The sequence below is a fragment of the Terrisporobacter mayombei genome (assembly GCF_020748465.1).
GTDB lineage: Bacteria > Bacillota > Clostridia > Peptostreptococcales > Peptostreptococcaceae > Terrisporobacter > Terrisporobacter mayombei.
Window position 1 is genome coordinate 93,171 of record NZ_JAHZMP010000006.1, and the last position, 26,394, is coordinate 119,564.

Annotated in this window: 22 protein-coding genes; 2 read left to right on the plus strand and 20 right to left on the minus strand. The window is 27.9% G+C overall.

From position 1 onward, the window contains the following. Positions 1-230 precede the first annotated feature (230 nt). Complete coding sequence (locus tag K0039_RS16325; RefSeq protein WP_228106136.1) at positions 231-1,166, plus strand: alpha/beta hydrolase; 936 nt, start codon at positions 231-233, stop codon at positions 1,164-1,166. 163 nt (positions 1,167-1,329) lie between these two features. Here the strand turns inward: K0039_RS16325 and K0039_RS16330 are convergent, their stop codons facing one another. The 5 genes from K0039_RS16330 to K0039_RS16350 all read right to left on the minus strand — a co-directional run bounded on the left by K0039_RS16330 (position 1,330) and on the right by K0039_RS16350 (position 7,803). Next, the gene (locus K0039_RS16330) at positions 1,330-2,109 is read right to left on the minus strand and encodes a MurR/RpiR family transcriptional regulator (protein WP_228106137.1); all 780 of its coding nucleotides are present in this window, start codon (positions 2,107-2,109) and stop codon (positions 1,330-1,332) included. A 172-nt stretch (positions 2,110-2,281) separates the two neighbouring features. Next, positions 2,282-3,607 (minus strand): 6-phospho-alpha-glucosidase, encoded by a 1,326-nt coding sequence (locus tag K0039_RS16335; RefSeq protein WP_228106138.1) that lies wholly within the window; start codon positions 3,605-3,607, stop codon positions 2,282-2,284. Positions 3,608-3,640: 33 nt separating this feature from the next. Beyond that, positions 3,641-5,194 carry an alpha-glucoside-specific PTS transporter subunit IIBC gene (locus K0039_RS16340; RefSeq protein WP_228106139.1) on the minus strand — a complete coding sequence of 518 codons (1,554 nt, stop codon included), beginning with the start codon at positions 5,192-5,194 and terminating at the stop codon, positions 3,641-3,643. A gap of 254 nt (positions 5,195-5,448) precedes the next feature. Further along, positions 5,449-7,227 carry an aminopeptidase P family protein gene (locus tag K0039_RS16345; RefSeq protein WP_228106140.1) on the minus strand — a complete coding sequence of 593 codons (1,779 nt, stop codon included), beginning with the start codon at positions 7,225-7,227 and terminating at the stop codon, positions 5,449-5,451. 15 nt (positions 7,228-7,242) lie between these two features. Further along, positions 7,243-7,803: an NUDIX hydrolase gene (locus K0039_RS16350; RefSeq protein ID WP_228106141.1), complete on the minus strand. Its 561-nt coding sequence runs from the start codon at positions 7,801-7,803 to the stop codon at positions 7,243-7,245. 248 nt (positions 7,804-8,051) lie between these two features. Between K0039_RS16350 and K0039_RS16355 the strand changes: the two genes are divergently transcribed. Further along, a complete protein-coding gene (locus K0039_RS16355) occupies positions 8,052-10,211 on the plus strand; it encodes a C40 family peptidase (protein ID WP_228106142.1) in 2,160 nt (719 codons plus the stop codon). Positions 10,212-10,268: 57 nt separating this feature from the next. Here the strand turns inward: K0039_RS16355 and K0039_RS16360 are convergent, their stop codons facing one another. From K0039_RS16360 to K0039_RS16430, 15 genes are all read right to left on the minus strand, one after another. Continuing rightward, the gene (locus K0039_RS16360) at positions 10,269-10,958 is read right to left on the minus strand and encodes an ABC transporter ATP-binding protein (protein ID WP_228106143.1); all 690 of its coding nucleotides are present in this window, start codon (positions 10,956-10,958) and stop codon (positions 10,269-10,271) included. Then, the gene (locus tag K0039_RS16365) at positions 10,946-11,728 is read right to left on the minus strand and encodes an ABC transporter permease (protein ID WP_228106144.1); all 783 of its coding nucleotides are present in this window, start codon (positions 11,726-11,728) and stop codon (positions 10,946-10,948) included. Before K0039_RS16365 ends, K0039_RS16360 begins: the two co-directional genes overlap by 13 nt. Beyond that, positions 11,706-12,668, minus strand: coding sequence for an ABC transporter substrate-binding protein (locus K0039_RS16370; protein ID WP_228106145.1), 963 nt, complete (start codon positions 12,666-12,668; stop codon positions 11,706-11,708). Before K0039_RS16370 ends, K0039_RS16365 begins: the two co-directional genes overlap by 23 nt. Before the next feature lie 98 nt (positions 12,669-12,766). After that, complete coding sequence (locus tag K0039_RS16375; protein WP_228106146.1) at positions 12,767-13,429, minus strand: hypothetical protein; 663 nt, start codon at positions 13,427-13,429, stop codon at positions 12,767-12,769. Positions 13,430-13,446: 17 nt separating this feature from the next. Next, on the minus strand, positions 13,447-14,079 hold the full coding sequence (locus tag K0039_RS16380; protein WP_228106147.1) for a hypothetical protein: 633 nt from the start codon (positions 14,077-14,079) through the stop codon (positions 13,447-13,449). Between the two features lie 5 nt (positions 14,080-14,084). Beyond that, entirely contained in the window at positions 14,085-15,875 is a 1,791-nt protein-coding gene (locus K0039_RS16385) for a hypothetical protein (RefSeq protein ID WP_228106148.1), read from the minus strand. Between the two features lie 285 nt (positions 15,876-16,160). Next, on the minus strand, positions 16,161-17,324 hold the full coding sequence (locus K0039_RS16390; RefSeq protein ID WP_228106149.1) for a SpoIIE family protein phosphatase: 1,164 nt from the start codon (positions 17,322-17,324) through the stop codon (positions 16,161-16,163). After that, positions 17,324-19,036, minus strand: a complete 1,713-nt coding sequence (locus tag K0039_RS16395) for a [Fe-Fe] hydrogenase large subunit C-terminal domain-containing protein (RefSeq protein WP_228106150.1) — start codon at positions 19,034-19,036, stop codon at positions 17,324-17,326. Before K0039_RS16395 ends, K0039_RS16390 begins: the two co-directional genes overlap by 1 nt. 137 nt (positions 19,037-19,173) lie before the next feature. Then, positions 19,174-19,770, minus strand: coding sequence for a hypothetical protein (locus K0039_RS16400; RefSeq protein WP_228106151.1), 597 nt, complete (start codon positions 19,768-19,770; stop codon positions 19,174-19,176). A 241-nt stretch (positions 19,771-20,011) separates the two neighbouring features. Then, complete coding sequence (locus K0039_RS16405; protein ID WP_228106152.1) at positions 20,012-21,235, minus strand: hypothetical protein; 1,224 nt, start codon at positions 21,233-21,235, stop codon at positions 20,012-20,014. Between the two features lie 9 nt (positions 21,236-21,244). Then, the gene (locus K0039_RS16410) at positions 21,245-22,072 is read right to left on the minus strand and encodes a hypothetical protein (RefSeq protein ID WP_228106153.1); all 828 of its coding nucleotides are present in this window, start codon (positions 22,070-22,072) and stop codon (positions 21,245-21,247) included. Beyond that, a complete protein-coding gene (locus K0039_RS16415) occupies positions 22,065-22,757 on the minus strand; it encodes an ATP-binding cassette domain-containing protein (RefSeq protein WP_228106154.1) in 693 nt (230 codons plus the stop codon). The genes K0039_RS16410 and K0039_RS16415 overlap by 8 nt, the downstream gene beginning before the upstream one ends. A gap of 55 nt (positions 22,758-22,812) precedes the next feature. Beyond that, entirely contained in the window at positions 22,813-23,400 is a 588-nt protein-coding gene (locus tag K0039_RS16420; RefSeq protein ID WP_228106155.1) for a C40 family peptidase, read from the minus strand. A gap of 301 nt (positions 23,401-23,701) precedes the next feature. Next, complete coding sequence (locus K0039_RS16425; RefSeq protein WP_228106156.1) at positions 23,702-24,703, minus strand: BMP family lipoprotein; 1,002 nt, start codon at positions 24,701-24,703, stop codon at positions 23,702-23,704. A 506-nt stretch (positions 24,704-25,209) separates the two neighbouring features. Then, the gene (locus K0039_RS16430) at positions 25,210-26,385 is read right to left on the minus strand and encodes a sensor domain-containing diguanylate cyclase (protein WP_228106157.1); all 1,176 of its coding nucleotides are present in this window, start codon (positions 26,383-26,385) and stop codon (positions 25,210-25,212) included. Between the last annotated feature and the right edge of the window lie 9 nt (positions 26,386-26,394).

The window sequence follows — 26,394 nt, forward strand, 5'->3', positions numbered from 1 at the left end:
AAAAGGACATTTGTCGTCTCACTTTGCAAAATAATGTCCTTTATAATTCTACTACTTTTATACATGTAATTAATAGATTAGAAATTGATTTTTATCATCTGGAAAATCAAAGATAAAGCCTATATCCTATGTCATATTACATTATTTATCACTTATACCAAATGATACTACGTCAAAATCTAGTCAACATATGATAATATATTTCTTAAATCTTTATGGGGGTATTATGTATGAAAAGAATTAAGAAAATAATAATAGCCCTTTCGCTTATCTTGTTGATTGGAACCATAGGGGTTAGTTCTTTGGTAGGAATATTCTTTTATAATCTAGCAGTGAATGCAAATTATTCAAAAGATATAGTATATGCAGATCATAATGGTGATAAATTACGAGATGATGAAAAATGGCTTGAAAAAGAATCTAATTATAAGGAGAATTATATTGAGTCTTATGATAACTTGAATTTACATGCTTATATAGTAAATCAGAATAATAATACGGATAAATGGGCAATTGTTGTACATGGTTATGGTGGTAGCGGTAAATTAATGAGTGCTAAAGCAAAATATTTTTATGAAATGGGATATAATGTTTTAATTCCAGATTTAAGAGGTCATGGAAAAAGTGAAGGTGAATATATTGGTATGGGATGGAAAGACAGACTAGATATAATAAGTTGGATTAACTTTATAATTAAAAATAATTCAAATTCTAAAATAGTTCTTCACGGTACTTCTATGGGTGCTGCCACAGTTTTAATGGCTTCAGGAGAAGATTTACCTTCTAATGTCAAAGCTATTGTAGCTGATTGTGCATATACATCCGTTTGGGATGAATTTAGTTATGAATTAGAAACTTATTTAAACGTACCAGCTTCTTATGTCCTAAATGTTACTAATATTGTTACTAAGTTAAGAGCTGGATATTCTTTTAAAGAAGCCTCTGCACTAGATGCAGTAAAAAAATCCACTGTACCTATTCTTTATATTCATGGTGATAGTGATAAATTTGTCCCTTATTCTATGATGGATAAGCTATATAATGCCACTAATTCTCCAAAGGAAAAATTAACTGTTGAAGGTGCTGAACATGCAAATTCAGATTTAATTGCACCTTATCTTTATTGGCTTACAATAAATGATTTTTTAGCACAATATATTCCTTAATTATCAATTTGAATTATACAAATTGATAATTAACCTCAATGGCTATGGTTATAAAATCATAGCCATATTTAATTAAAGATTAGTTTTAAAAAAATATTCATTTCTCCCCTAAATAAACATATCCTTTATTTTCTGTGTAATTCACTTAATCAATTTTAAAATATTATAATTTCAATAATGATACATCCATTTTCTTCTTATAAGATGCATATCTTAAAAATAAGATTTCTGCTAATATAAAGAATAAATTTGAAGCTTCATGGAATATTCCATTGCCAAATTCAACTATAGAAGTTGCTATATATATACTCTTCGTGCTCATTCTAGCAAGTTCATTATTTTTTAATTTTGTAATAGATACAAAAGGTATATTTTTTACTAATAGTTGCTTCGCCAATTTGACAGCCCTTTCAGAATTTCCTGTTAATGAGATTAATATAAGTAAATCATTTGAAGTTATATTATTTAAAATCATTTCAGTCTCATTTCCGCCTTCAACAATATTAAAAACCTCGCCACAATATAAAAACATCCTTTTTAGTTCTTTAGCAACACCAACCTGTAAAGTTCCTGTTCCATATAGAAATACACGCTTACTTTTATAAATCATTTCGTTTATCTCTGTAAAGTCTTTCTCTCTTATCTCATCAATAGATGATTTCCAGCCTTCACATATATTGTCTATAAATAAATCATCTAAATTTTCGTCATTTATGGAATTTTTCTCCCAGTTCAAATAAACCTTAAGTTCACTGTACCCTTTTAATGATAACTTCTTCGCAAATCTTAAAATAGTAGTCTTTGATACATTACATCTAGATGCCAACTCATGAATACTCAAATTACAACATTCTTCCTTATTACTATTTATATATTGCCAAATATGTAAGTCATTTTGAGATAATCTATCATAATATTTATTTATAAGTTCATCAATTTTCATTTTTATCACCTCTTATCATATAGATTATATCATTTTTAAATAAGTTACTATATATTAAATAGTAAAATAAAGAAGACTATCTTTTGATTACTAATTTTTATATCATATAAATGAATAATTATTTAGTAATTTAAGATAGTCCTACATTGTATATATTATTAAATTTACACTATTAATTTAGCTCTGGCCAAAACTCGTTATTAGCTTCTATTAAATCATCTAATATTTCTTTTGCAACTTTTGCACTTGGTACAGTTTTAGAAATTGTCATTGCTTGCCATAATTTAGTATATGACCCTTCTATCCAAGCTTCTACTACTAATTTTTCAACAGAGACTTGTTGTTCCATTAATCCTTTTTGGAATTGTGGTATTGTTCCCACTGTTAATGGTTCTGGACCTTCACATCCTACTAAACAAGGTATTTCAACCATAGCTGTTTTATCAAAGTTTTCTATAGCTCCATTATTTTCAACTATTAATAGCATTCTTTCCTTAGTATTGTAAGCAAGAGCTCTAGCTAAGTCTACTATATATGAAGCATGTTCATCTATATGTAATTCACATCCTTCACTAGTTCCAGCTTCTGCTATTTTTTTACATTCACCAAATACAAACTTTTCACGTCCGTCCATAACCATATTAGCTCTAGAATAGTTTATATCTGAATGTTCTACAACATAATCTGGATATAAGTAATATTTTAAATATGTATTTGGTAAAGTTGTTGGGTCTATCGCATATATATCTTTAGCCTTCATAAATGTATCGTTCCAACTTGCATCATTGTGTTGATACATTTGAAGATTTACATTATATCCATGCTGAGCTATATGTTCTTTCAACTTAGGCATTAAGTCCTTTCCTTCTTTGTCTGTAACACTTGTCCACCACCCAAAGTGATTTAAACCATAGTATTTAATTGTCATATCTTTCCTTGATTTTAATCCTAATATAGTAGCCATATGACGTTCTATACCTATTGGCATATCACATATATTTAATATTTTAGAATTCGGTCTTAGTCTACGAGTAGCTTCTGCAACTATAGCAGCTGGATTAGAGTAGTTTAACATCCATGCATTTGGAGAATATTTCTCCATATAGTCTATTAATTCTATCATAGGACCTATAGATCTCATTCCATATGCAATTCCTCCTGGTCCACAAGTTTCTTGACCTACAACACCATGTTTTAGAGGTATTTTTTCATCTAATTCTCTCATAGCATACTTTCCTGCTCTTATATGGGCCATTACAAAATCAACATCTGTAAAAGCTTCCTCAGGATTTGTTGTCGCTAAGAAGTCAATTTCTGGATTTCTTTCTTTTATTAAGATTTCACAAGCATTAGCAACTATATCTTGCCTTTCTTTATCATTGTCATAAAACTTTATTTGTCTTATTGGGAATTTATCTAAATTATCTAATAACATTAATACTATTCCAGGTGTGTATGTACTTCCTCCACCTGCTACTAAAATTGAAAATTTTTTCATGTTGTCACTCCTTATATATAATTATTAAAAATATTAACTAATTAAAATTTCTATATTTTCTCTTACTTTAGGAACATTAAGTCCAATTATTACTTGTATTGATTTACCACTTTTAACTAAGCCAACTGCTCCTAATTTTTTAAATGTATCTAAATCTTTAACAAGATTTTCATCCTTAACAGCTAATCTAAGTCTTGTAGCACAGTTAGATATTTCTACTATGTTATCTAATCCTCCTAATGCATCTACAAGTAAATCTTCATCTATTCCTTTTGCAGATGAGCTTTTAGACTTGTAATCATCTTTTGTGTAAAGTTTGATTTCATCTTCATCATCTTCTCTACCTGGAGTTTTATAATCAAACTTAAGTATCATAAATTTAAAAACAAAATAATGTATAAATGTAAAAGCTATACCTATAATTAACATAGTTAAATACATCATTTCTCTATTTTTAAATAAAGGTATTATATTCATAAATATTATATTTGGTAACCCTGTTCCAAAGTTCCCTATTACACCAAAAGCAAGCATTACCATAGCCATAATTGCAGCTAATATTGAGTAAACAACATATAAAACTGGAGCTACAAATAAGAATGTAAATTCTAATGGCTCTGTTATACCAGTCATTATTGATGTTAATGTTGCTGGAATCATTAAAGCAAGTACTATCTTCTTTTTGCTTGGTTTAGCTGTTGTATAAAATGCCCAAGCAACACCGATTACTCCAAATACCTTAGCTAATTCTCCATTTGAAAATCCTCCCATAGGGTATAACTGAATTAATGGAGCAGTTGAGTTCGCAAATTCATTCAAATGATTTGCCCAATAAGCGATTGTTCCTCCTTCAACTATTACTGAATCAAATAAAACTGGAGCATATATAAAGTGATGTAAACCTAGTGGTAGTAATAACTTTTGTAATAATACATATGCACCTAAACCAATGGTTCCAGAGTTTTTGAAGAATTCTTGTAATCCTATCATACCAAATTGCATTTTAGGCCATACTATTGCTACTCCAAGTGCTACTGGTATCATCACAAAGAATCCTATCATTACAACAAATGCTGATCCTTTAAAGGCTCCTAAATAATCTGGTAGTTCTATATCATAAAATTTATTATGTAAAAGTACAACTATACCTGATACTAATATTGCTCCCATCATACCTGTATCTAGTGTTTTAATCCCTGCTATCATTGCAAGACCGCTCGTTCCCCCAACTTCTGCAGCGAAATCTATTCCAAACTCAGGTCCAAATTGTAGAAGCAATGCACTTAAAAAATAATTAAATGTTAAATAAATTACGAATGCTTCCATACAGGCACGTGCATTTTGTTTTTTTGCAAGACTTATTGGAAGCGCTATTGCAAATAATAGTGGCAACTGATTAAATACGGTCCATGATCCTTGTTCTATCATAAACCAAGCTTTATACCAAATTGTTGTAGGTTCTGCTATAGTTCCCATAATTTGAGTATTTTTGAAAATTGTAGCTAATCCTATCATTATACCTGCAAAAGCAAATAATAATACCGGGGTAAACATTGCTCCACCAAATCTTTGGATTTTTTGTTTCATGATTTTATTCTCCTTTAAACTTGTTCTCGTATTCTTAAAACTACCCTTGTTAAAGCATTTTAACTTTTTATAGACTTACATACAATATTTTAATTGTATTTAGGTATATGGTATAAATGTAGGAATTTGTCCCTTTTTATGAAACTTATCACATTTAAATATTGAATTATATAACCTATTTTATTGTATAAAAAATAAGCCTCTAATTAAAGAGACTTATTCTTAACATATAAATTCAATTTATCTATAGAACGCTATATAGCTCTAGTGTATCCTTTTAACCATTCAGCTTCTTCAGCAGTTAAGAATGGGCTAACTGTATCAAATACCATTTTGTGATATTCATTTAAGTATGCTTTGTCATCTTCTTTCATAAGATCAACATCTATAGCATCTAAATCTATTGGAGCTATTGTTATCGATTCAAATTCCATGAATTGACCATATTCATTTTTAACACCTTTTTTGCAAAGCATTTCATTTTCTAACCTTATTCCATGAGAACCAGCTTTGTAGAATCCAGGCTCATTAGTAGTTATCATTCCTTCTTCTAATGTAGCTAAGTTTCTATTATCCCATCTGAAACCATTTGGAGCTTCGTGAACATTTAGTACATGACCTATACCATGTCCTGTTCCGTGGTTGTAATTAAGATTTTGTTCCCACATGATTCCTCTAGCTAATATATCTAAATAATATCCATTTGCACCATATAAGAATTTAGCTCCAGATAATCTTACCATTGCTCTAGCAACTGATGTGAAGTTAGATTTTTCTTCTTCTGTAAGCTCTCCTAAAGCAAAAGTTCTAGTTATATCAGTTGTACCATCGAAGTATTGTCCACCTGAATCTAATAGGAATAATCCTTTTGGCTCTAAAGTAGTATTACTTTCCTCCGTAGCACTGTAGTGAACTATTGCCCCATTAGCACCGTATCCAGCTATAGAAGCGAAACTCGGCTCTATAAACTGTCCTTGTTCTTTTCTAAGTTCAGTCATTTTATCTGCTGCACTTATTTCAGTTATTTCTATTTTTCCTATGTTATTTTTTAACCAGTACATAAACTTAGTTACAGCAACACCATCTCTTATATGAGCTTGTTTAGTGTTTTCTATTTCCACAGGATTTTTTTCTGCTTTGAATATAGTTGAAGGATTCATAGCATTTAACACTTTTACACCTTCTGGTATATTTTTTAATATTGTATAGTTTATTTTATTACTATCAACTAAAACTACATCTTCTTTTTCTATAGTTTTAACAAACTCATCTATTTCGAAGTATCCTTTTATTTCAACTACTTCTTCACCAAAGCTTGCTTTTATTTCATCATTTAATTTATTTTCGTCAACAAATAATATAGCTTTGTCTAAAGTAACTACTGCATAAGAAAGTACAACTGGATTATATTTAACATCTCCACCTCTCATATTGAATAACCAAGCTATGTCATCTAAGCTTGTTAATATATGAGTTGTTGCTCCAGTATCTTGCATAGCTTTTCTAACTCTAGCTATTTTACTTGTGAAATCTTCTCCACTGTATTTAACATCTAATAAAAATGCTTTTGCATCAGATAAAGCTGGTCTATCTTCCCATACTTCGTCTAATAAGTCACCTTCATAAGATATAGTTATATTTTTCTTAGCTAAACTAGCTTCTAATCCAGCTCCCATAGCTGCACTTATAGCTCTTCCGTCAAATCCTATTTTAGAACCTTCTGGAACTACATTTTCTATGTATTCAAAAGTTGTAGGAACGTTTTCTTCTCCCATTTTGTAAAGTTCAACACAAGAAGTTGATAATTCTTTTTCAGCTTGTAAGAAATATCTTCCGTCTGTCCAAAGTATAGCTTTTTCTAGAGTTATTACTACTGTACCAGCTGAACCAGTAAATCCTGATATAAATTGTCTTCCTTTAAAGAATTCCCCAACATACTCACTTTGATGATAATCTGCTGATGGAATTATGTAAGCAAATATGCCTTTTTCTTTCATAACACTTCTTAATTTTGAAATTCTGTCATTAATCATATTAAACCACCTTTATTATTTTAAATCTTTTAGCTTCTTATTAAGTTTGCCATAGATTTTTTTCATATAGGGCTCATTACTAGCTTCAACTGCTTCATCTAAGTCAAACCATTTGACTCCACTATTTTCATCGGCTTTAATGTGTGTCATTTCATTTTCATCAGCACAAAGTAAATAAGTAACATTTAGATGCATGTGAGATGCCACATATTTACCTTTTTTCATATGACCATCTACTCCAAGAACTTCTAAAGAAAAAATTTCCTCAGATAAAGGCGTTACATTTTTAATCCCAGTTTCTTCTTTTGCTTCTTTCAACGAAACATAAAGTAAGTCATCATCACCATCAGCATGTCCACCAGTCCATGACCATGAGTCATAAATGTTATGATAAATCATAAGTACTTTTGTTTTATCTTTATTTACTATCCAACAAGATGAAGTAAAATGACCTATCTCATTATTTCTAGTAAGCACATCATCAAAAGTATTAATATATTTTATCATTATTTCCTTGTCTTTTTCTTCTTCACAGTTGCATGGTAGATAATTTTCTATTTTTATTCTTAAATCCATGTTTACCTCCCCATTAATAATGACCCTCTTTCAAATTTTATAATATTATTTATTAATTATCAACTGTATAATACTATAATGACAAATTTTTAAATTAAAATGGTTATTAATATAATTTTTTTATAAAACACATTTTATTTAGTACATAATATACTTTTTATTTACACTTTATTACCATTAATAAATATATATGGTAAAATATTTTTAGATAAGAATTTTTCGTATATATATGAACTATGGAGGTGTACATGGCTAAATTTTCAAATAAAAAAATATTACTTCTAGGAATATCTATTTCAGTACTTAGTATTTCATTAATCGGTATAGAAACTGTAACTAGCTTTGCTACAAAATCTGACTTAATCTTAGAATCATCATACTCTGCCCTTGTAAATGTAGGCGGTAAAACTTATTATTATAGTCCAGAAACAGGTGAAAAAATTACAGGATATAAAGTAATCAAAGGTAAAAAGTATTATTTTTCTAAAACTACCGGCGCTATGTTAAACGGTCTTAGAAGCATTACAGTTAATGATGAAAAATTAACTTATTTCTTTTTAGATAAGGGAGATGTTTTTAAAGGTGGGATTAAGGACATAAATGGTTCTAAATACTACTTTTCTAGAACTACTGGTAAAATGTTAACTGGCCTTAGAGAGGTTGATAAGCAAAAATACTATTTCTCTAAAACCACTGGTAAAATGTTAACTGGTCTTAGAGAGGTTAATGGCGATGATACTTATTTCTTCTTAGATGAGGGAGATGTTTTTAAAGGTGGGATTAAAGAAATTAATGGCTCTAAATACTACTTTTCTAGAACTACTGGTAGAATGTTAACTGGTATCAGAGAGGTTGATAAGCAAAAATACTATTTCTCTAAGACCACTGGTAAAATGTTAACTGGCCTTAGAGAAGTTAATAAGCAAAAATACTATTTCTCTAGTACTTCAGGTGAAATGTTAACTGGCCTTATCAAAATTAATGATGATGATACTTATTTCTTCTTAGATGATGGAGACGTTTTCAAGGATGGTCTTAAAGAAATTAATGGCTCTAAATACTATTTTTCTAGAACTACTGGTAGAATGTTAACTGGCCTTAGAGAGGCTAATAATCAAAAATACTACTTCTCTAGTACTTCAGGTGAAATGTTGACTGGTCTTATTAAAGTTAATAAGGATGATACTTATTTCTTCTTAAATGATGGAGACGTTTTCAAAGATGGACTTAAAGAAATCAATGGCATCAAATACTATTTTTCTAAAACTACTGGTAGAATGTTAACCGGTCTTAGAGAAACTTCAGATAAGAATACTTATTATTTCTTGGACAATGGAGATGTCTTAAAGAATAAGTTTAAAACAATTAATAATAGAACTTATTATTTTAAAGAAGATGGTGTCATGGCAAAAGGTCTTACCAGCATAAATAATAAGCTTTATTACTTCAATAAATGTGGTCAACAAGAAACTGGCCTTCAAATCTTTAATCTAGATGGTAAGAAAACTGGTTATTACTTCTTTGAAGATGGAGGAATATTTAAAAATGGATTTAAAACTATAGAAAATAAGCTTTACTACTTTGAAGAAGATGGTTTGATGGCTAGAGGTTATAGAAATTTCAACAACGAAAGATATTATTTTGACAACTCAACAGGTGCTGCAATTTCTGGACTTAAAGAAATGAGTGGAAAATTATACTACTATGATGAAATAACTCATAAAGCTATTTCTGGATTTAAAACTGTTGATAATGATACATATTATTTCCACAACAAATATGCCTATGCTTTAGCTGGATTACAGTCATTTGAGGATAAATTATACTATTTCAATAAAGAAAGCTACAAAATGTTAAACAATGATTCTATAACTTATGCAAATATTAACTTTACATTTAATGAAGATGGTGTAGCACATGATATGAAAATCATAGATGGTCGTGAGGATGATATTAGAACTCAGTTAATATATAATGGTTTAGGTAAATTAGGAATTACTTATGGTACAAACCCTGATCAATATAGATGTAATACTTTTGCAGCTTATTGCTATGACTCTATTGGCGTAAGTGATATAAATGATTTGACTTCTAATAGACAAGCTAAATATGTCTTAGATAATAATAAAAATATAGATTTTGATAACATAGAACCTGGAGATTTAATTTTCTTTAACAATGAAAAATGCAACAGTGTAGAAAATAATGGTCACTGTAGCAGGGAAGAAATTATTGATGGTGTCTTATATCATGTTCACCATATTGCAATATATATTGGTGAAGGTAAAGTTATAGAGTCTACAGACTCTGTTTCAGAAGGTTTTGGACGCGTTAAGGTATCCGATTTCAATCCTAATACAACTAATTCTAATTATTATCCTGTACTATATGGTAATCTAATTGACTAATAATATATAAATCTTAATTAAAAAACTTCTGCATTATTTGCAGAAGTTTTTTATATTTTAAATTAATTTATAAATATCTATTTTCCCTATATTATCCTTTTTATCTATTATTTTCTTAATATTAATAGGAGAGTTTCCCAGGACATAAATTTTATCCGACAATAAAAGCGCTTCATCTATATCGTGTGTTACAAACAATACTGTTCTTTCTTCTCTTTCTAGGATTTTTTTAAAGTTATTCATTATTATTTCTTTATTAATTACATCAATAGATTTAAAAGGCTCATCCATTATGACAATTTTTGATGGATAAATAAAAGCTCTTGCGATATTCACCCTTTGCCTAAGTCCTCCACTTAACATTTGAGGATAATAATTTTTATATTCTTTTATTCCTACTAAATCTAAATATTTTTCACACAGTTCATCTGACATCTTTTTATTATAAAGTTTTTTTACTACAAGTGTAATATTCTCACCTACCGTTAACCAATCAACTAATCGATCCTCTTGAAATATATAACTTACTCCATACTTTTCTATTGTTTCAAAATTCTCATTATCATTGGGTATAATCCCACTAATTATGTTTAATAATGTACTTTTTCCACATCCTGATTTTCCAATAATGCAGTTAACTTTATTCTTATAAAAATCTATATTAAAATTCTTAAATACAACTTTTTCATTAAATTTTTTGTTTATATTATTAATTGATATTAAATCTTCTTTATTTATCGTCTCCATATAAAAGCTCTCCTTAACAGTAATTTTTCAATAAGATTTAATAAGGATGAAATTATTACAATAATTATTATCCAAGCAAAAATAGCTGTAGTATTAAAATTAACTTTTTCATTTTGAATCATTGCCCCTATTCCATATAAAGGTTGTCCATAAACTTCTCCTGCAATTACAATTTTAAATCCAAGGGATATGGTTGATGATAAAATTGATATTAGCGAAAATTTTATTGCTGGCAAATATATTTTTAGTATTTTATCTTTTCTACTAATTTTATATAAATCAGCCATTTCTAAAATTCCCTTGTCTATATTTTTCATTGAGCCTAAAACTGCATCATATAAAACTGGAAACACCATAATAAATACAACAATATAAGGTGCGCTTTCTTTATTAAACCAAATTAATGCTAAAACTATTAAAACCATGTTCGGAATGGAACGAGCTAGAGATGTTATTGGCGTTAAAAAATTTTTAAATATGTTAAAACTATAAGAAATTATTCCTAATACAAATGCTACTACTAATGCCATAACAAAACTTAGTATACATCTTGATATAGTTGAAAACACATCTAAAATAAATCTATCCTCTAATACAATTTCTTTTATACTTGCAAAAACTTGTGCCAATGTGGGTAAATATATATCATTATTTATTCTTAAAGCTATTATCTCCCATAAAAATAACAGGATAACACATGAAAGTGCTACCTGCATTTTATTTTTATCTTGATGTAATTTTATTTTCTTATTTGTAGTAAATTGAATCATCAGGAACTTTTCCCCCTACAACTTCATTATTGTAATCATATAGTATAGCAAAGAATTCTTCATAGTTCTTTTTAAATTCATCAACTTCTTTAAATTTTAGATTACATCTCTTTATAGCTTTTGATAATACCTGTGGCTTTACAGATATTTTAAATTCTTCTCCATAAGCACCTGCTTGCAATGGGTTTGTATTTACAAAGTCAATACTTTCCTTTATTTTTGATAGAAACTTGTCCACAAATTTTTTATTATTTTTTACAAAATCTTTTTTAACTATTACACTAAACTGTGGGTATCCTCCTTGTGTATTAAATGTTTTATCATAAGCATCATTTGTAGAAGTTAAAATTTTTAATCCACTATGTTTGTATAATAAAGTTGTAAGATATGTTTCTGGTACAACACCTGTTCTTACTGTTCCAGATGCTAATGCTGTAACAAGTTCTGGTGCACTATTCACATATCTATAATTTACTAAGGATTCATTCACATTATTTTCTTTTAATATTGATTTTACTGTAGTATCTATCATTGAATTTTTTTCTAAAATAGCTACGTCTTTATTGACTAGTGTATTATTAAAACCTGTTATACTCGAATCTGTTGTAACTAAGTAATATGAACCTTGTCCTATACTTGCACAAATTTCATAGTTTGAGTTTTTGTTATAAACTTTAGCGGCCATATCCGTTGGTACTAAAGCGATATCATATTCTTCATTATATAAAACTTTTTCAGTTTCTTCATCGCTTCCAAAAGTATATGTAGTTTTATATCCTTTTTCAATTTTATCTTCTTCCTTCGCCAGTTTACACATAGTTACTGCTGGTAATCCACTGGCGCTTATTATTTTAACATTCTTAGATGAAATATTTATATTACATCCTGTTACATTTACTCCTAAAATTATAGAAAGTATTAACATTAAGATTTTCTTCAAAATATCACTCCTCAAAAACTTATTAAGCCTTATTTTTATAGTACTACAATTGGTAGTATTATTCAATAAGGCTTGTTTTAGTCATGATATTTAGTTATTTATTCTTCAACATATTTATCTGATTCTGGACATAAAGCTTTTAGCTTAGTATAAAGCTCACTACTTGATGGCACTTCCCATCTTGTCTTATATGGAGCATATTTACATTGAATCATATCCATAGTGACTGTTATTTTCAAATTTTTACCTTGATACTCTTTTGCATCTGTGTCATCGCTTCCACCTAGAAATTTAATTCCTTCAACTAATTCCATCGCTTCTGTTGTTGTGACAGAATTCATATAATATAAATAGCCATCATCACATTTATACCAATAGTCTTTTCCACTAGTAGTAAAATCATCTTTTACAATATTATTAGTATAAATAAACTTAATATTTGATACTGGAAGTTCCGTTTTATTATTTCCATTATACCAACTTGGTTCTATTTTAACTCTAAGTAAACTAGGCGCAGTAGAATTAGGTTTAATATTAATAGTTTTAGAAATGGTGTCACCAGGTACAATTCCATCTGTATTTGCATCTTGTGTATTAACTACAGTCCCCTCTATTTTACCATCTACAGTTAAAGTATTAGCTACTTCTTTGTCAGTCGCCTTATCTCCTCCAACAAAGTACCCAAATCCAAGTGCTCCAAGTGGTATTAATATACATGCTAATGCTATAGCAATTCTCTTCGTTTTTCTTTTATTTTCCATTTTAATCTCCCCTCTATTTAATTAATTATTTTTATTATCTCATCGCCTTCATAGGTTTCATTTTTTTTATTATTAAAATAACTTTCCAAATCAGTATCCTCCATATTCCATTCATGTTTATAAGCAAAATTATTTACTTGAACAGATTCCATCACAACATCTATACTTAACTTCCCACTTCCTAGCATCCTTTTATCTTCTTCACTTAAATTAATCTCTATACTTTCAACCATAGGTTTTTCCGTTCTGTTTCCTACCTTTAATGGTTTAGTATAATAAATATAATTATCTTCATTAACAAACCAGCTATCCTCATTACCATAATTAATTTTCACAGATGAATTGCTTAAAGTTGTCCCATTATCTCCTTCAATTTTGGGATAAACAAAAACAAAGCCTCTCAGATAAACGTTACAACTACCTTCATTTATAAAGTTTAAATCTACATCTTCTAAATCATCGTTCTTCTCAATTTTTATTTTTATCTCCAAGGCTTTATCTTCATAAAGAAAAGTTTTCATAGCATGAAAAGCATCTTCTCCATAAACAATAAGAGAGCAAAAAAACACTCCAATAATAACAATTAATAATAATAGTGATTTCTTAATTTTATTTCTTCTCTTATTTTTTCTTTTCTTACTTCTACTCATATTTATCACCTGTTTATAATAATTTCATCAATCTTCCTTTGTGTAAAATAATTATTAGATTTTACATTTGTATTTATTATTATGGATTTTGTATTAAGTCCTGGTGCATTTTTTAATACAAAATTTTGATTACTAACTGGTTTATATGAAGATGAATTAATCAAGGACAATTCATATGTCTTATCATAATCCAAATTACAAATAGTATATTGTTTATTACTTTTAACTTTGATATTTGATGAATTTGTTTCTCCATTTAGCTTTAAATAAAAGTAATTCTCCATATCTCCATTTACTGTAACTATTAGCCTTCCTTCTAAGGGCTTTACTTGCAATCTACTTGTATTGGTGTATTTGTAAAGGGTGTGATTATTTAAATAATTTAACTGAAGAATGCAATCATAATCAATTTTTTCTTTTAAAGCGTTGTACTCTGTAACAGTATAAGCAAATTTATAGCTACTTATAGTTAACTTGTCCCCTTTATTTAGATTTGATAATTTAGCGATTGAACAAGGTGATTTTTCATCATTCAAATATAAACTAACACTATCTTTTATATTAATACCTTTGTATTTTGCATCACTCTTATTTATCTGCAGTACATCACTAACCTTTGCTCCTCCTTCTTTTATCTCTTTTATTAAATCCATACGAATATCTAAATTATTATAGTCATAAGCACTACTTTCATTTATAATTTCCACATCAAATAATACTTTCTCGTTGTAAGAAAATTTATAATCTGAATCTATGTATTCTTTTTCATTATCTTCATTTAATAAATATGGCTTAATTTTAAATTTAAATTGAGGATTTTCAATTAGAAATAATGATATTTGGCTTGTCCCACCATTATAATTAAGAACGTCTTCTCCCATTCTACCAAGTTGTCCTATTAATAAGGATATTTTATAATCACGAACTCCTGATTTTATATACTGAGATATATCTCCAACCATTTTATAATAATTATCACTAGTAGTTGGTTTTAGAATATTACAATCGATATGTCTATTGCGCGTGTGCTGAGACAAAATATTATCTTCTTCCTTATTGCAGTACTTACTATGCTCTGCAGTGTTTGTAAGGTTATAATTACCAATAGTTTTATCTATTTTGTATTTATAAGATTCTGATGATGCCCTGTAATTAATATCTGTTATTTCACCATTAATAAAAACATTTAATAAATCACAAAATGGTAATATTAGATGACAATCTTCTTTACTTTTAATACCTATAACAGGTTGTACTTTTTTTGATTTTATTAATTCCAATTGCTCCTTATTTAACTTAAATTCCCCCTCTAGCATTCTCCATTCTATGGGTGCTTCTCCAGTAAGCTCATATTTTAAAACTTCAACATAACATGGCCACGTTATAATTTTACTTTCTAAATATCCTTCTTTCCAAATTGGACTTACACTACTTTCAAGCCAGGTTTGTATTGTATTATAATTGAATGAGTAAATAGGTTCAAAAGTTCTTACTCTCGTTCTAAGAACTTTATTTCCCTTAATTTTACTTTCATCTTCAGGCTTAAATGAATTTACAATGTTTACAGTTCTCATTGATTTGTCCCCTGGAGTATAAAGATTAGTGAATATCTCTAATGGATTTAAAGTATCATCAAAATTAATATTTTTGATATTTTTAAAATCCTCGCTGTTAAGTTTCTTTTCATCCTCCTTTATTTCATTAATTTCTCTCGTCTTAGTCCAATTACCAATTTCAACTCTATCCACCCCCTGAGGAAGAGCATGAATTTTATTAATGTAAACTAAGTTAATCATTAATAAACACAGGACTACTATACTTATCTTTAGTAATTTTCTTATTATTATCACCTCCTAAATAATCGGCGTGCATGGTGCAAATATATTCCTGGAGGTTTTGACACTTTTTGAGCTAGCACCACACACATATTAATTTATATTTAATTAACTTGATTATTATTACTTATTATTTTTAATCTATGAAAAAATTTATATCTAATTTTTAAAACATCCGTTTCTTCATTAAAAAAGTGCTATCTTCAAAGATATTAAATCATTAAAAATAGCACTTTTCACATTATTTTAATAGTATTCAACTTCAACAATCTTACCAAGTTTAACTAAAATATTTTTCATTTCATTTAAAACATAAAGTCTTGCACTTAAATCATCTGGTATATCTGACATCATATTTTCTGGATTTATACATCTTCCTATTATCATTTTTATATGAATACAATCTTCATACAACATTTTAGACAGCATTGTGGCTCCATCCTTTTTTTTATGTAAAAAACTATCATCATTAGTAGTTAATAATCGTCTTAATATCTCACATGATTTTCTTAGTGTTAATACTCCCTCTGTTACCAAATCTATTCCTTCTATATATCCTATTGGCGGAACATCTTCATCTATAATATCTGTACTAGATCGATATTTTACGTTTAACTCTCTTGCAACAATATTTGCCGTAGTTCCACCACAAACTATTTTTTTTCCTGCACTTCCCATCATTTCATATACAACTTCCTTATCCTTACTTTTATTGATAGGTGGCCCAGAAAATAAAACTGCATTGCTATCATGGCTGACCTTTATAGTGGCTACAGTAGTATCGTCTCCTGGTTCAAAGTAATATAATTGATTGCAAACTCCTAACAGGTTGTTTGTAATAGTTTTTGCATTCATGTTTTCATTAGTAAATTTCAACAAATGCTTTGAGATATCTTTCCATTGCCAAGAATAATTTAAAGTTTTTCTTCCTCCTGCAAATTCTACACCATCGCTAATAAGCACTATCCTATCTCTTTCTGTGAGTTGTATCTTACATTCTCTTATTTTTTTATCATGAATTATTATCTCATTCCAATCTAATGAAAGTATGTTTTTTCCTCTCATAAAAAATAATGTAGGATTATCAAATTCAACAATATAAGCTATACCATCTTTCGCCACTTTTACCATAGTAAACGTAGAATAAGCTATTTTATTTTGTGAACAAATAGGCAGTGTCTGGCTAACAGTATCAACTACATCTTCTATTCTCATTCCTTCCTTTAGCATTGTAAGAGCTATTTTTGATGTAAGAGTTGCTAAAATATTAGCCTTTACACCACTTCCCATTCCATCAGAAAGTACTGCAATAAATTGTTCATCATCAGCATAAAACTCAACCTTATCTCCACATAACTCTTCTCCATACTTTAATAAGCTCCCATAAGCAAAGTCTATATAATATTTCATTATCTATGCCCCTCTTCCTCAATAAGTTTTTTCAACTTAGTCAAGGTAACTTTTGTCTCTGCTGTTGTTTCTCCAAGAAGACTTGCTATTTCTTGCGCCACCATCATTTGTTTATTTATAACATCTTGAACCATGTTTATTGAGTTTATTTTCATTGTCTGTAATTCTTTTTCCTTATTCTCTTCTTTTGTAATATTATTGGCTATCCATATATAAATTTGATTTTCCTCTAGCCATATAATATTTTGATCTAATACACCATTGTAGTCTGGAAGTTCTATCTTATCCCCAATAATATTTTTCCTTGTATCCCTTGCTTGCTGAAATTTATCTTCATCCAAATACATAATGACAGGTACTCCTCTGGCTTCGTCATTACTAACTTGAAAGAAATTTTGTGCAGCTGGATTAAATTCCTCCACACATAAGTCCTTGTCCACTATGCCAATTAAATTAGGTGTAGCTGATATAATCACATTTGCCTTATTTTCCGCTTTTTGCCTCATATATGGAACACACATACTAGTATCAGCATAACCATTAAACACTGCCTTGGCTTTATCTCTACATGTTTTATAACCACATGCCTTACAATTTATCTCATCCATTCTTGCGAATTTACCCATAGACTTTAAAATTTCTCTAAGCTCTGTTTCACTAGGCTCTTTTAAAGGACTATATTTAGACTGAAAATTTCTATGTAAATCTATTTTTGATAGTATTTCATCATAAGAGTTGTCTATTTTATCATTATATAATTTTTCGCACTTTTTACTATAATTCTCTATATTTTTTCTTCTTTCATAAGAACTCGCTCCATCATCTGCAATTCCAGAACCTCTAAGACAACCACTTTCACAGAAATTCATATCAAATATTACATTGCTTACTCTTTTATTTACCATTGCCTCTATCGTCTTCTTACAATCATTTGGGCCATCTACAGATACTACTTCTTTATTTTTACTAGAGTCAAAAAAGTAATCTGTATTTTCAGACACAAATGGAAAAACCCTGTTATAATGACTAATAGCATCAAATGAACTCTCTTCAATATCTTCAAAAGAAATATTCTCTTGTTTTATCCATCTTCTTAGTTCCTCTAGTGTAATCACTGCATCAACACTATTTTCAAATCTTGATTCATCCTTTTTTCCAAGACAAGGACTTATAAATACAACTTTTACATTTTCTCCGTACTTTTTTTTAATAATTCTTCCATGACAAGCAAAAGCTGATATAACAGGTATTAAGTTTTCAATTAAATTAGGATAATGTTTTTCTACTAAGTTGATTATGGATGGACAAAGAGTTGTTATATAATTTTCACCATCATTTTTATTAATATATTTAAAATATTCATCTATTATAGGTTGAGCTGCTACTAATGTTTCTTCTACATAAGAAAATCCCAAATGTTTTAATACTCCAGGTATTTTATGGCTGTTGTTCCCAAAAATAGCCGCAAAACTTGGTGCAATAGAAGCTACTACTGTTTCTTTATTTTTTATATAATGCTTTACAATTGGTACCTCTGATGTGCTTAATCTATTTTTTTGTGGACATGCCAAATAGCATGCATCACAAACTATACATCTTTCTTCTCTAATTCTTGCTTGTTCATTTTTTATTTCTATGGCATTAACTGGACATACTCTTACACAGGCATAACAATTTTTACAATTTTTCTTACTAAATTTATCAAACCACATACGCTCTCCCCCTTGATTAATATTAGTCTAAAATCATACTAAAATTATAGCAAACATAAATATAATTTTCACATATTTAACAAAAAAAGAACTTAGTACTTTATTTAGTACTAAGTTCTTACTTATATTAATCTCTTTTATTGTAATATTTCAAAGTATCCTGATGGATGGAAGAAATATATTGATCCACTATCTTTGTCTACTAAGTATGCTAAATCAGTTTCTATATTTGGTAAAAATACATATCCTCTTATTCCTTTTTCTTGCATTGCTTTAAAAGCATTTTCGTCACCTTGGTATGTATATGTAAAGTCAGCTTTTTCTACATCTTTTATGTATTTATTTAAGATTACTTCAGCTTGTGATTTTGTCATTCCTGTTTTAACTTCTTCTTTATCTTTATCATCTTTTACAACTGTATTATCAGCTGGCTTAGTAGTTTCTTCTTTTTTAGTTTCCTCTTTTTTATTATTTACCTTCATTTCTTCTTTTACTGGTTTTTTATTTTCTACAACTGTAGTTTCAACTTTTACTGGTTTCTTAGTTTCTTCCTTTTGTATTGTTTTGTATTCATTGTCTTTTACAACTTCTGTTTTTTCAATATTTGAAGTTTGTTCAACTTTTACTGGATTTACATTTACTTGTTCATCATTTTGTGATATTGCATTTGCTATTGGAGTTACTAATAATACTCCTGTTAATAATAAAGTTATTGCTATAATTCCTTTTTTCATTTTTCAACACTTCCTTCTAATATATTTTAAGATATCTAAGATTTCTTCTTTTTTCTTTTATTTATACTATTATAATATCATTACCCCTTGAAAAATTACAGTTACATACTTGTTACTTTGAATTACAAAATAGTAACATAGGTAATTACAGAAATGTTACCAAATTTCAATAATATGTAAAATAATCTTTATTTATCCATATAAAATAAAGTCCCTTAGATTATTCTAAGGGATTTTTATGTTATAGTTCTTCATCTTTTACAATTCCAAAAGCTATATTATACATAATTTTTTCTTTTATTTTGCCAGTGTATAAAATTTCATTATTTTTCTCATTTATAACATAAATATAATAGTCCATGTCTGGAGACCCATTTCCACCATCTACATAATCATCCTCTTTATAATCACACATTATAAGGTATGTTTTATCATTATAGCGTCTCATTTCTAAAATATATCTATTATAATCGTCTTTGGACTTGGCGTCTATTTCATTTGTGCTTATTATTTTTTTATTATCCAAATCAACTGCTAAAGTCTTGACTCTTTTACTTATTGGATCTACATCGCAAGAAAGCAATACCTCATTGCCATCAATAGAATAATTAGTTATATTTTGATTTTCAACTCCTAAATTAATTATATTTATTTCTTTAGTAATAATATTAAAACCAAATAAGCATGTATTTATTTCTTTACTTACTTCATCTTTTACATGAGTAACAAAATATGCTACATTATCTTTTACAAATCCCACGTCACCATTTGTATACATTTCATTAGGATCATATGACTTAGTTAAAATACATTTTGATTGTTGTGAAGATAGATTTAATTTAAATAAACTTAAATAAGTTTGTTTATACACATCGTGTTCACTATCTTGTGATTTATTTTCATCTTGATCACTATCATCATAAACTGATGAAATAATAGCCAAATAAATATTATCATTATCTCTCATTGGTAAAGCTTTATAAACACTGTCTCCATTTACATTAATAGTATCATCTATTATTATTTCATAATTTTTAATCTTTGAACTTTTTTTATCTTTTTTATCAATATATACTGTCATTTCATCACCACTATAAGGTGAATAAGTATTTAAAAGAGACACATTAGTAATTTCATCATCTGTTTCACAAATATTACTTTTATCATTGGACATTTGCAATAATTCTCTATTACCTATATTTTCCTTTGATATGGTGAAACTTGTAATACCTTCTTTTACATTCTTTTCAACTTTTTCTTTATCTTTAGATATGATAATATTATCTGTTTCATACATACCTTTTCTTTTTTGATAAACAATATTCATATCCCCAAGAGCACTTCTATCTCCAGATACATCTTCTATATCTATCTTATCTTTTGTAATAAAACTTAAGGAGAAAATAATTAATATCATGGCTAATGATACAATAATTAAAAATATCTTTGAAATTTTTTTATTCATAATATCCCCCTAAACATGTATTCTTTTATTTAATAATCTATAAGAAATAATAAGGGATAATGCCCCCATAATTACATAGTATAAAATATGATTTTTTAACAATTCATCTGCAAATATCATAGAAGTAGTCGAAATAAACATATATACAAATCCAGCAATTGTAATATAAGATAAACCTAAAAATCCACCTAGTTTATCAAAAGATTTATGAATCAATACTCCTGTAAACAAAACAATAACTGCTAAAATAGGTCCTAATACATAGTACATAAATATTTCTAATGGGTATATAGGCAATCCCATAAATAGAAAGCTCATTGAGTTGTTGTAATTTATAATATGAATAATTTCACTAATATTAATACCAGTAAAACTTTTAATTATGAATATTTCTATAAGCCACAATATATGCTGTGTTACTAATACACCGTATATAAATGACACTGCTGTTATTAATTTTGATGTGAATATATTAAACTTATTATAAGGTAAAGTAAACAAAGTATAAACTACCTTTGTTTTATTTGAAAAGTCTTTATACCATATTACTAATGTGTAATATAAACACCATATGAGTGCTAAAATCATAAAAAATAAAGATAAAACATACAATGAATATATTAAGTCTCCATTTTTTATAATCATATATGCCTCTTCTGATTTAAGTAAACCTACTCCCCCTCTTACGTTCAAAATTTCTTGAACTTGTCTGGCTACTGAATGTAAGTTATAAGCAAACCAGATAAGATTACTTATTGTAAGCAATCCTAAGATAGAGAAATAAATATTTTTGATTCTTTTAAACTCTATATCATAGAGTGTTAAAATCCTACTCACCCCTATATACCTCCCTCATCTTATCTATAATAGACTTATTTTCATTTTGTCTAACTTCTTCTACATCAAAATTAAATGCCAATTTTCCTTCATGAAGTATTATTACTTCTTCAACTATTTCTTCAATTTCGGCAATTTCATGAGTTGTTATTATGATACTTTGCTCTGGAGAAATGTATTCTACCATGGCCTTGATAAATTCTTCTCTTTTAAAAATATCTATCCCAGAAAAAGGTTCATCTAGTAAAATATATTTGGCATTTTGTGCAAAACCAAGAATAATTTTAATTCTAGCTCTATTTCCCTTGGATAAAGTACTTATCATTTTATCATCAGTAAGATTAAACATTTTCAACATATTTATTGCCTTTCCTTCATCCCAATTTTCATAGAACTCTTTCATAAATGCAAAGGTATCTTTTATTGTAAGGTGTGGAAAATAAGTATCCATATCTGGTACAAAGGCTATTTTATTATATAATTTAGGATTCATTTCTTCACCATCTATAAGAATTTTTCCTCTGTCTGGTCTAATTACACCAGCTATAGATTTTAATATAGTTGATTTTCCTACTCCATTTATCCCAAATATACCTATTATCTTCCCTTCTTTTATCTGAAATGACACATCATCTAATGCGTGCACTTTTCCGAATTTTTTGCTTAAATTTATAATATCTATCATTTATAAAACTCCCCCTAAAATACTTCACCTAATATAATCTAACGTCTTAATTTTATTATTTTAAATATGCATTAATATAATCTATAGGACGATATGCCTGTCCATTTTTGTAAGGTAAAGCAGACTCTATCTTTATTCCTCCTACAGGATAAGGGTTTCTATTGGCTGAGTTAATTATTTTTCCTTTTCCAATATACATAACTACATGACCTGGTGTAAAAATAAGATCCCCTGGCTGAATATTTTTCATTTGAACTTTATAATCCTTTAAAACGGCTTTTTGTTCAGTTGTAGAATAACCAATATTTACATTAATTATAGTTTTATACGTCCAATAAGTAAGACCTGAACAATCAAATCCTTGTTTTCCTATATAATCTTTTTTATCTAAAGGATAGTAACTTTCACCATAGTAACTTACAAGTTCTTCTAATCTTTCTTTGGTTATTATTTCTCCCTTACCACCCCAAGTGTATTCCTGACCTTCTCTTTCTTTTGCTAAATAAATAACTTCATTTATTATTTTCAAATCATCTTCACTCATATTTTTAGTTTCTTGTTCATATTTCTCATTTATTTGCTGTATGTATTTTTCTTTTAAAAAGTTATACACCCATATTCCTACAAATACAACTAATATCAATATTAAAAGTTTCTTTAAAAATTTTTCGATTGTTATTAGCTCCCTTCATATTTATGCTCGTTAAAAACATAACTTCCTTATTTTATTATCACACTAAAACCTTTACATTTCAACTTACAAATTCGTCATATGAGAAAGACTATCTCCTATATATTAGACGTATAAATAGTATAAAAAGTTTCATTAATTAAATTTAATATTCACTACGTTATTACTGTCTATTTTTATTAATATAATACTAATATAAATTTATATCAGTTAATATATAAAAAAGTGGCTTAAATTTAGCCACTTTTTCTATTTATTTATTCGGAACTACTATTTCTCCGTTTATTATTTTTTCTATTTTTCCATTAACGTAATCTATTACATCTTTTGGAACATTTTTATCTGTTGATGGTGCAAGGCCTATACCTTCTTCTTTTAAACCAAATACTAAAGTTTTCCCACCATCAAATTTTCCATCTTTTAAGTTTTTAACTACTGTATAAACACCCTCATTTACTTTTTTCATTGCTGATGTAAGTATATTGTCTGGTGCTATATTATTTTGATCTCTATCAACACCTATAGCATATTCTCCTGTTTCTTTCGCACATTCAAGTACTCCTAAACCACTATCGCCTGCACATGCAAATAATATATCTGCTTTATTATTGTACATTTGATTTGCTATAGATTTACCTTTTGCTTGGTCTGCAAATGAGTTAACATATTGTACTAAAACTTTTGTATTTGGATTAGCTTCTTTTACACCTGCTTCATATCCAGCTTGGAATTTTTTGATAACTACATTATTCATCCCACCAACAAATCCGACTTTATTAGTCTTTGTCATTTTTCCTGCAACTAAACCTACTACATATCCTGATTGCTCTTCATTAAATGATATACAAGTAACATTATCAGGTGTTTCATCTCCATAATCTACGTCAACTATAGCAAATTTTTGATTTGGATAATTTTTAGCTGCTTCTAATAATGCTTTTTGCATTGGAAATCCTGTTGCAAGAATCAAATCATTATGATTATCTACTGCTTGCTCTAAATTTGTTACATAATCTGCCTCTTGCTTTGATTCTATATAACTTGCTTTTATTCCCAAATCTTTTTCTGCTTTTTGAAGACCTTCCCAAGCACTTTGGTTGAAACTTCCGTCAGTTACTCCACCAACACTAGTAACCATTGCTACTTTTAATTCTTCTTTCTTAGCTCCATTATCTTTATTGCCTCCACATCCTACTAATAAAGATATAGTCACTATAAGTAAGGTCATTAAACATACAATTTTTTTCAATGTCATTCTATCCTCCTATGTGATATAATCCTTTTTTATTAGCTTAACTATAATATCAAAAAATTATTACTAGATATTATGGTATATGACATACTTTTTGATTTTTTTCAGGATATAAACATGATAATATTAAATTATAAAAGTAAATTAAATTATTATATTAATAAATTTCAAATTAATGAAATTTTTACTGAATGAATAGAAAAGTATATTGAACTTCATTATTTCAAAAAAGGTCCTCACATTTGCCTTAAGTGTGATACCTTAGATTATTTTTACTTTTTTCTAAAAGGAAACCTGAAGATAAGATCGTCACAGATAACTTCACTCAATTAGCAAAGCTTCTTGAATCAGATTCTAGGCATTTTTTGAGAGTAGTAGATAAACTTTGTTCAAAAAATATTATAAAAAAAGAAAAAAGAGCTTTATTAATTCTAGATAGAATTGCTTTAAATAACATTGCTGTAGATCCGTATAATTAAAAAAGCATGTTGATTTTTCAACATGCTTTTTTAGCTTAATATAAATCTATTTTTTCCTTTTTTCTTTGCTTCATACAATAAATTATCCGCTTCCTTATAATTTTCTATATATGTTTTATTAATATCAACGAGCACAATACCTACACTTATTGTTAATGGTGGGTTGCAATTTAAACTTTTTAATGTGTCAAAAATATCATCAAACATGGACTCTAATGCATTCTTTTTTAATCTAATAAGGCCAGCAAACTCATCTCCACCTATTCTATAAAACCTACCTTTACTAGTATCTTCAAGTATTTTACCTAATTTTGATAAATACTCATCTCCTTTTAAATGTCCATAATTATTATTTAGGTATTTTAAATTATCTATATCTATAAGGGCCAAATAAAAATTATTTCCATCATATTTCAATATTTCATCCATATCATTTATAAATTTTCTTCTATTATTTAAACCAGTTAAAACATCAGTTTCAGCTCTTTTATTTGCCTTTTTCTCTTCTGTTATATCTGCAGCTATACATAAAATTCCACCATCAATACATTCCTTTGATATATTTAAATGTCTTTCTTTATAGTATATAGTATGATTATAGTTTCCTTTTTTAAGTGTATTTATATCACCTATTTTTAGTTTTCTATATAATAATTCATCAATACAATTTAGTCTTAATAGCTCATTATCATCTTTATCTAACATTTCATCTTTGTCACAATTGAATAAATCTGCACAACTTTGATTGGCATATTTATATTTCAAATTACTATCTTTAAAAAACATTATATCCTTTGATTTATCCATCATTCTAGATAAAAAGTTTATTTCTTCGTATAAGTTACATAAATCAGTAAACTCTAAAATTATATAATCACCTTCATGTGAAATTTTTAAAGATATATTAATGTATTCACCATCAGAATTAAACTTAAGATTATCTATAATTTGTTTAATGTTTGTTTCTTTTAATTGTCTTATTGCATTGTTTAAAATACATTCACTACACTTAGATGTTTGTTGACAATAACAACTTTCAACAATAGTATTATTACATTTTACGAAATTTCCTAATAGTTGATTTATGTTTGATGAAAAAAATTCTCTTACCTTTTTATTAGCGTATAATACTACTAAATCCTTGTTTAATACTATTATCCCATTCGATTGCTCATCTATTAATTTAGATAAAATAACATCCTCCATTTTTGTCCC

What these genes read in the sequence shown, in the direction of transcription:
- K0039_RS16425 (WP_228106156.1), bottom strand. Translation starts at nt 24,703, where the DNA reads ATGACATTGAAAAAAATTGTATGTTTAATGACCTTACTTATAGTGACT.
- K0039_RS16415 (WP_228106154.1), bottom strand. Translation starts at nt 22,757, where the DNA reads ATGATAGATATTATAAATTTAAGCAAAAAATTCGGAAAAGTGCACGCA.
- K0039_RS16390 (WP_228106149.1), bottom strand. Translation starts at nt 17,324, where the DNA reads ATGAAATATTATATAGACTTTGCTTATGGGAGCTTATTAAAGTATGGA.
- K0039_RS16360 (WP_228106143.1), bottom strand. Translation starts at nt 10,958, where the DNA reads ATGGAGACGATAAATAAAGAAGATTTAATATCAATTAATAATATAAAC.
- K0039_RS16350 (WP_228106141.1), bottom strand. Translation starts at nt 7,803, where the DNA reads ATGGATTTAAGAATAAAAATAGAAAATTATCTACCATGCAACTGTGAA.
- K0039_RS16395 (WP_228106150.1), bottom strand. Translation starts at nt 19,036, where the DNA reads ATGTGGTTTGATAAATTTAGTAAGAAAAATTGTAAAAATTGTTATGCC.
- K0039_RS16400 (WP_228106151.1), bottom strand. Translation starts at nt 19,770, where the DNA reads ATGAAAAAAGGAATTATAGCAATAACTTTATTATTAACAGGAGTATTA.
- K0039_RS16355 (WP_228106142.1), top strand. Translation starts at nt 8,052, where the DNA reads ATGGCTAAATTTTCAAATAAAAAAATATTACTTCTAGGAATATCTATT.
- K0039_RS16365 (WP_228106144.1), bottom strand. Translation starts at nt 11,728, where the DNA reads ATGATTCAATTTACTACAAATAAGAAAATAAAATTACATCAAGATAAA.
- K0039_RS16325 (WP_228106136.1), top strand. Translation starts at nt 231, where the DNA reads ATGAAAAGAATTAAGAAAATAATAATAGCCCTTTCGCTTATCTTGTTG.
- K0039_RS16340 (WP_228106139.1), bottom strand. Translation starts at nt 5,194, where the DNA reads ATGAAACAAAAAATCCAAAGATTTGGTGGAGCAATGTTTACCCCGGTA.
- K0039_RS16330 (WP_228106137.1), bottom strand. Translation starts at nt 2,109, where the DNA reads ATGAAAATTGATGAACTTATAAATAAATATTATGATAGATTATCTCAA.
- K0039_RS16335 (WP_228106138.1), bottom strand. Translation starts at nt 3,607, where the DNA reads ATGAAAAAATTTTCAATTTTAGTAGCAGGTGGAGGAAGTACATACACA.
- K0039_RS16380 (WP_228106147.1), bottom strand. Translation starts at nt 14,079, where the DNA reads ATGAGTAGAAGTAAGAAAAGAAAAAATAAGAGAAGAAATAAAATTAAG.
- K0039_RS16405 (WP_228106152.1), bottom strand. Translation starts at nt 21,235, where the DNA reads ATGAATAAAAAAATTTCAAAGATATTTTTAATTATTGTATCATTAGCC.
- K0039_RS16430 (WP_228106157.1), bottom strand. Translation starts at nt 26,385, where the DNA reads ATGGAGGATGTTATTTTATCTAAATTAATAGATGAGCAATCGAATGGG.
- K0039_RS16375 (WP_228106146.1), bottom strand. Translation starts at nt 13,429, where the DNA reads ATGGAAAATAAAAGAAAAACGAAGAGAATTGCTATAGCATTAGCATGT.
- K0039_RS16345 (WP_228106140.1), bottom strand. Translation starts at nt 7,227, where the DNA reads ATGATTAATGACAGAATTTCAAAATTAAGAAGTGTTATGAAAGAAAAA.
- K0039_RS16385 (WP_228106148.1), bottom strand. Translation starts at nt 15,875, where the DNA reads ATGATTAACTTAGTTTACATTAATAAAATTCATGCTCTTCCTCAGGGG.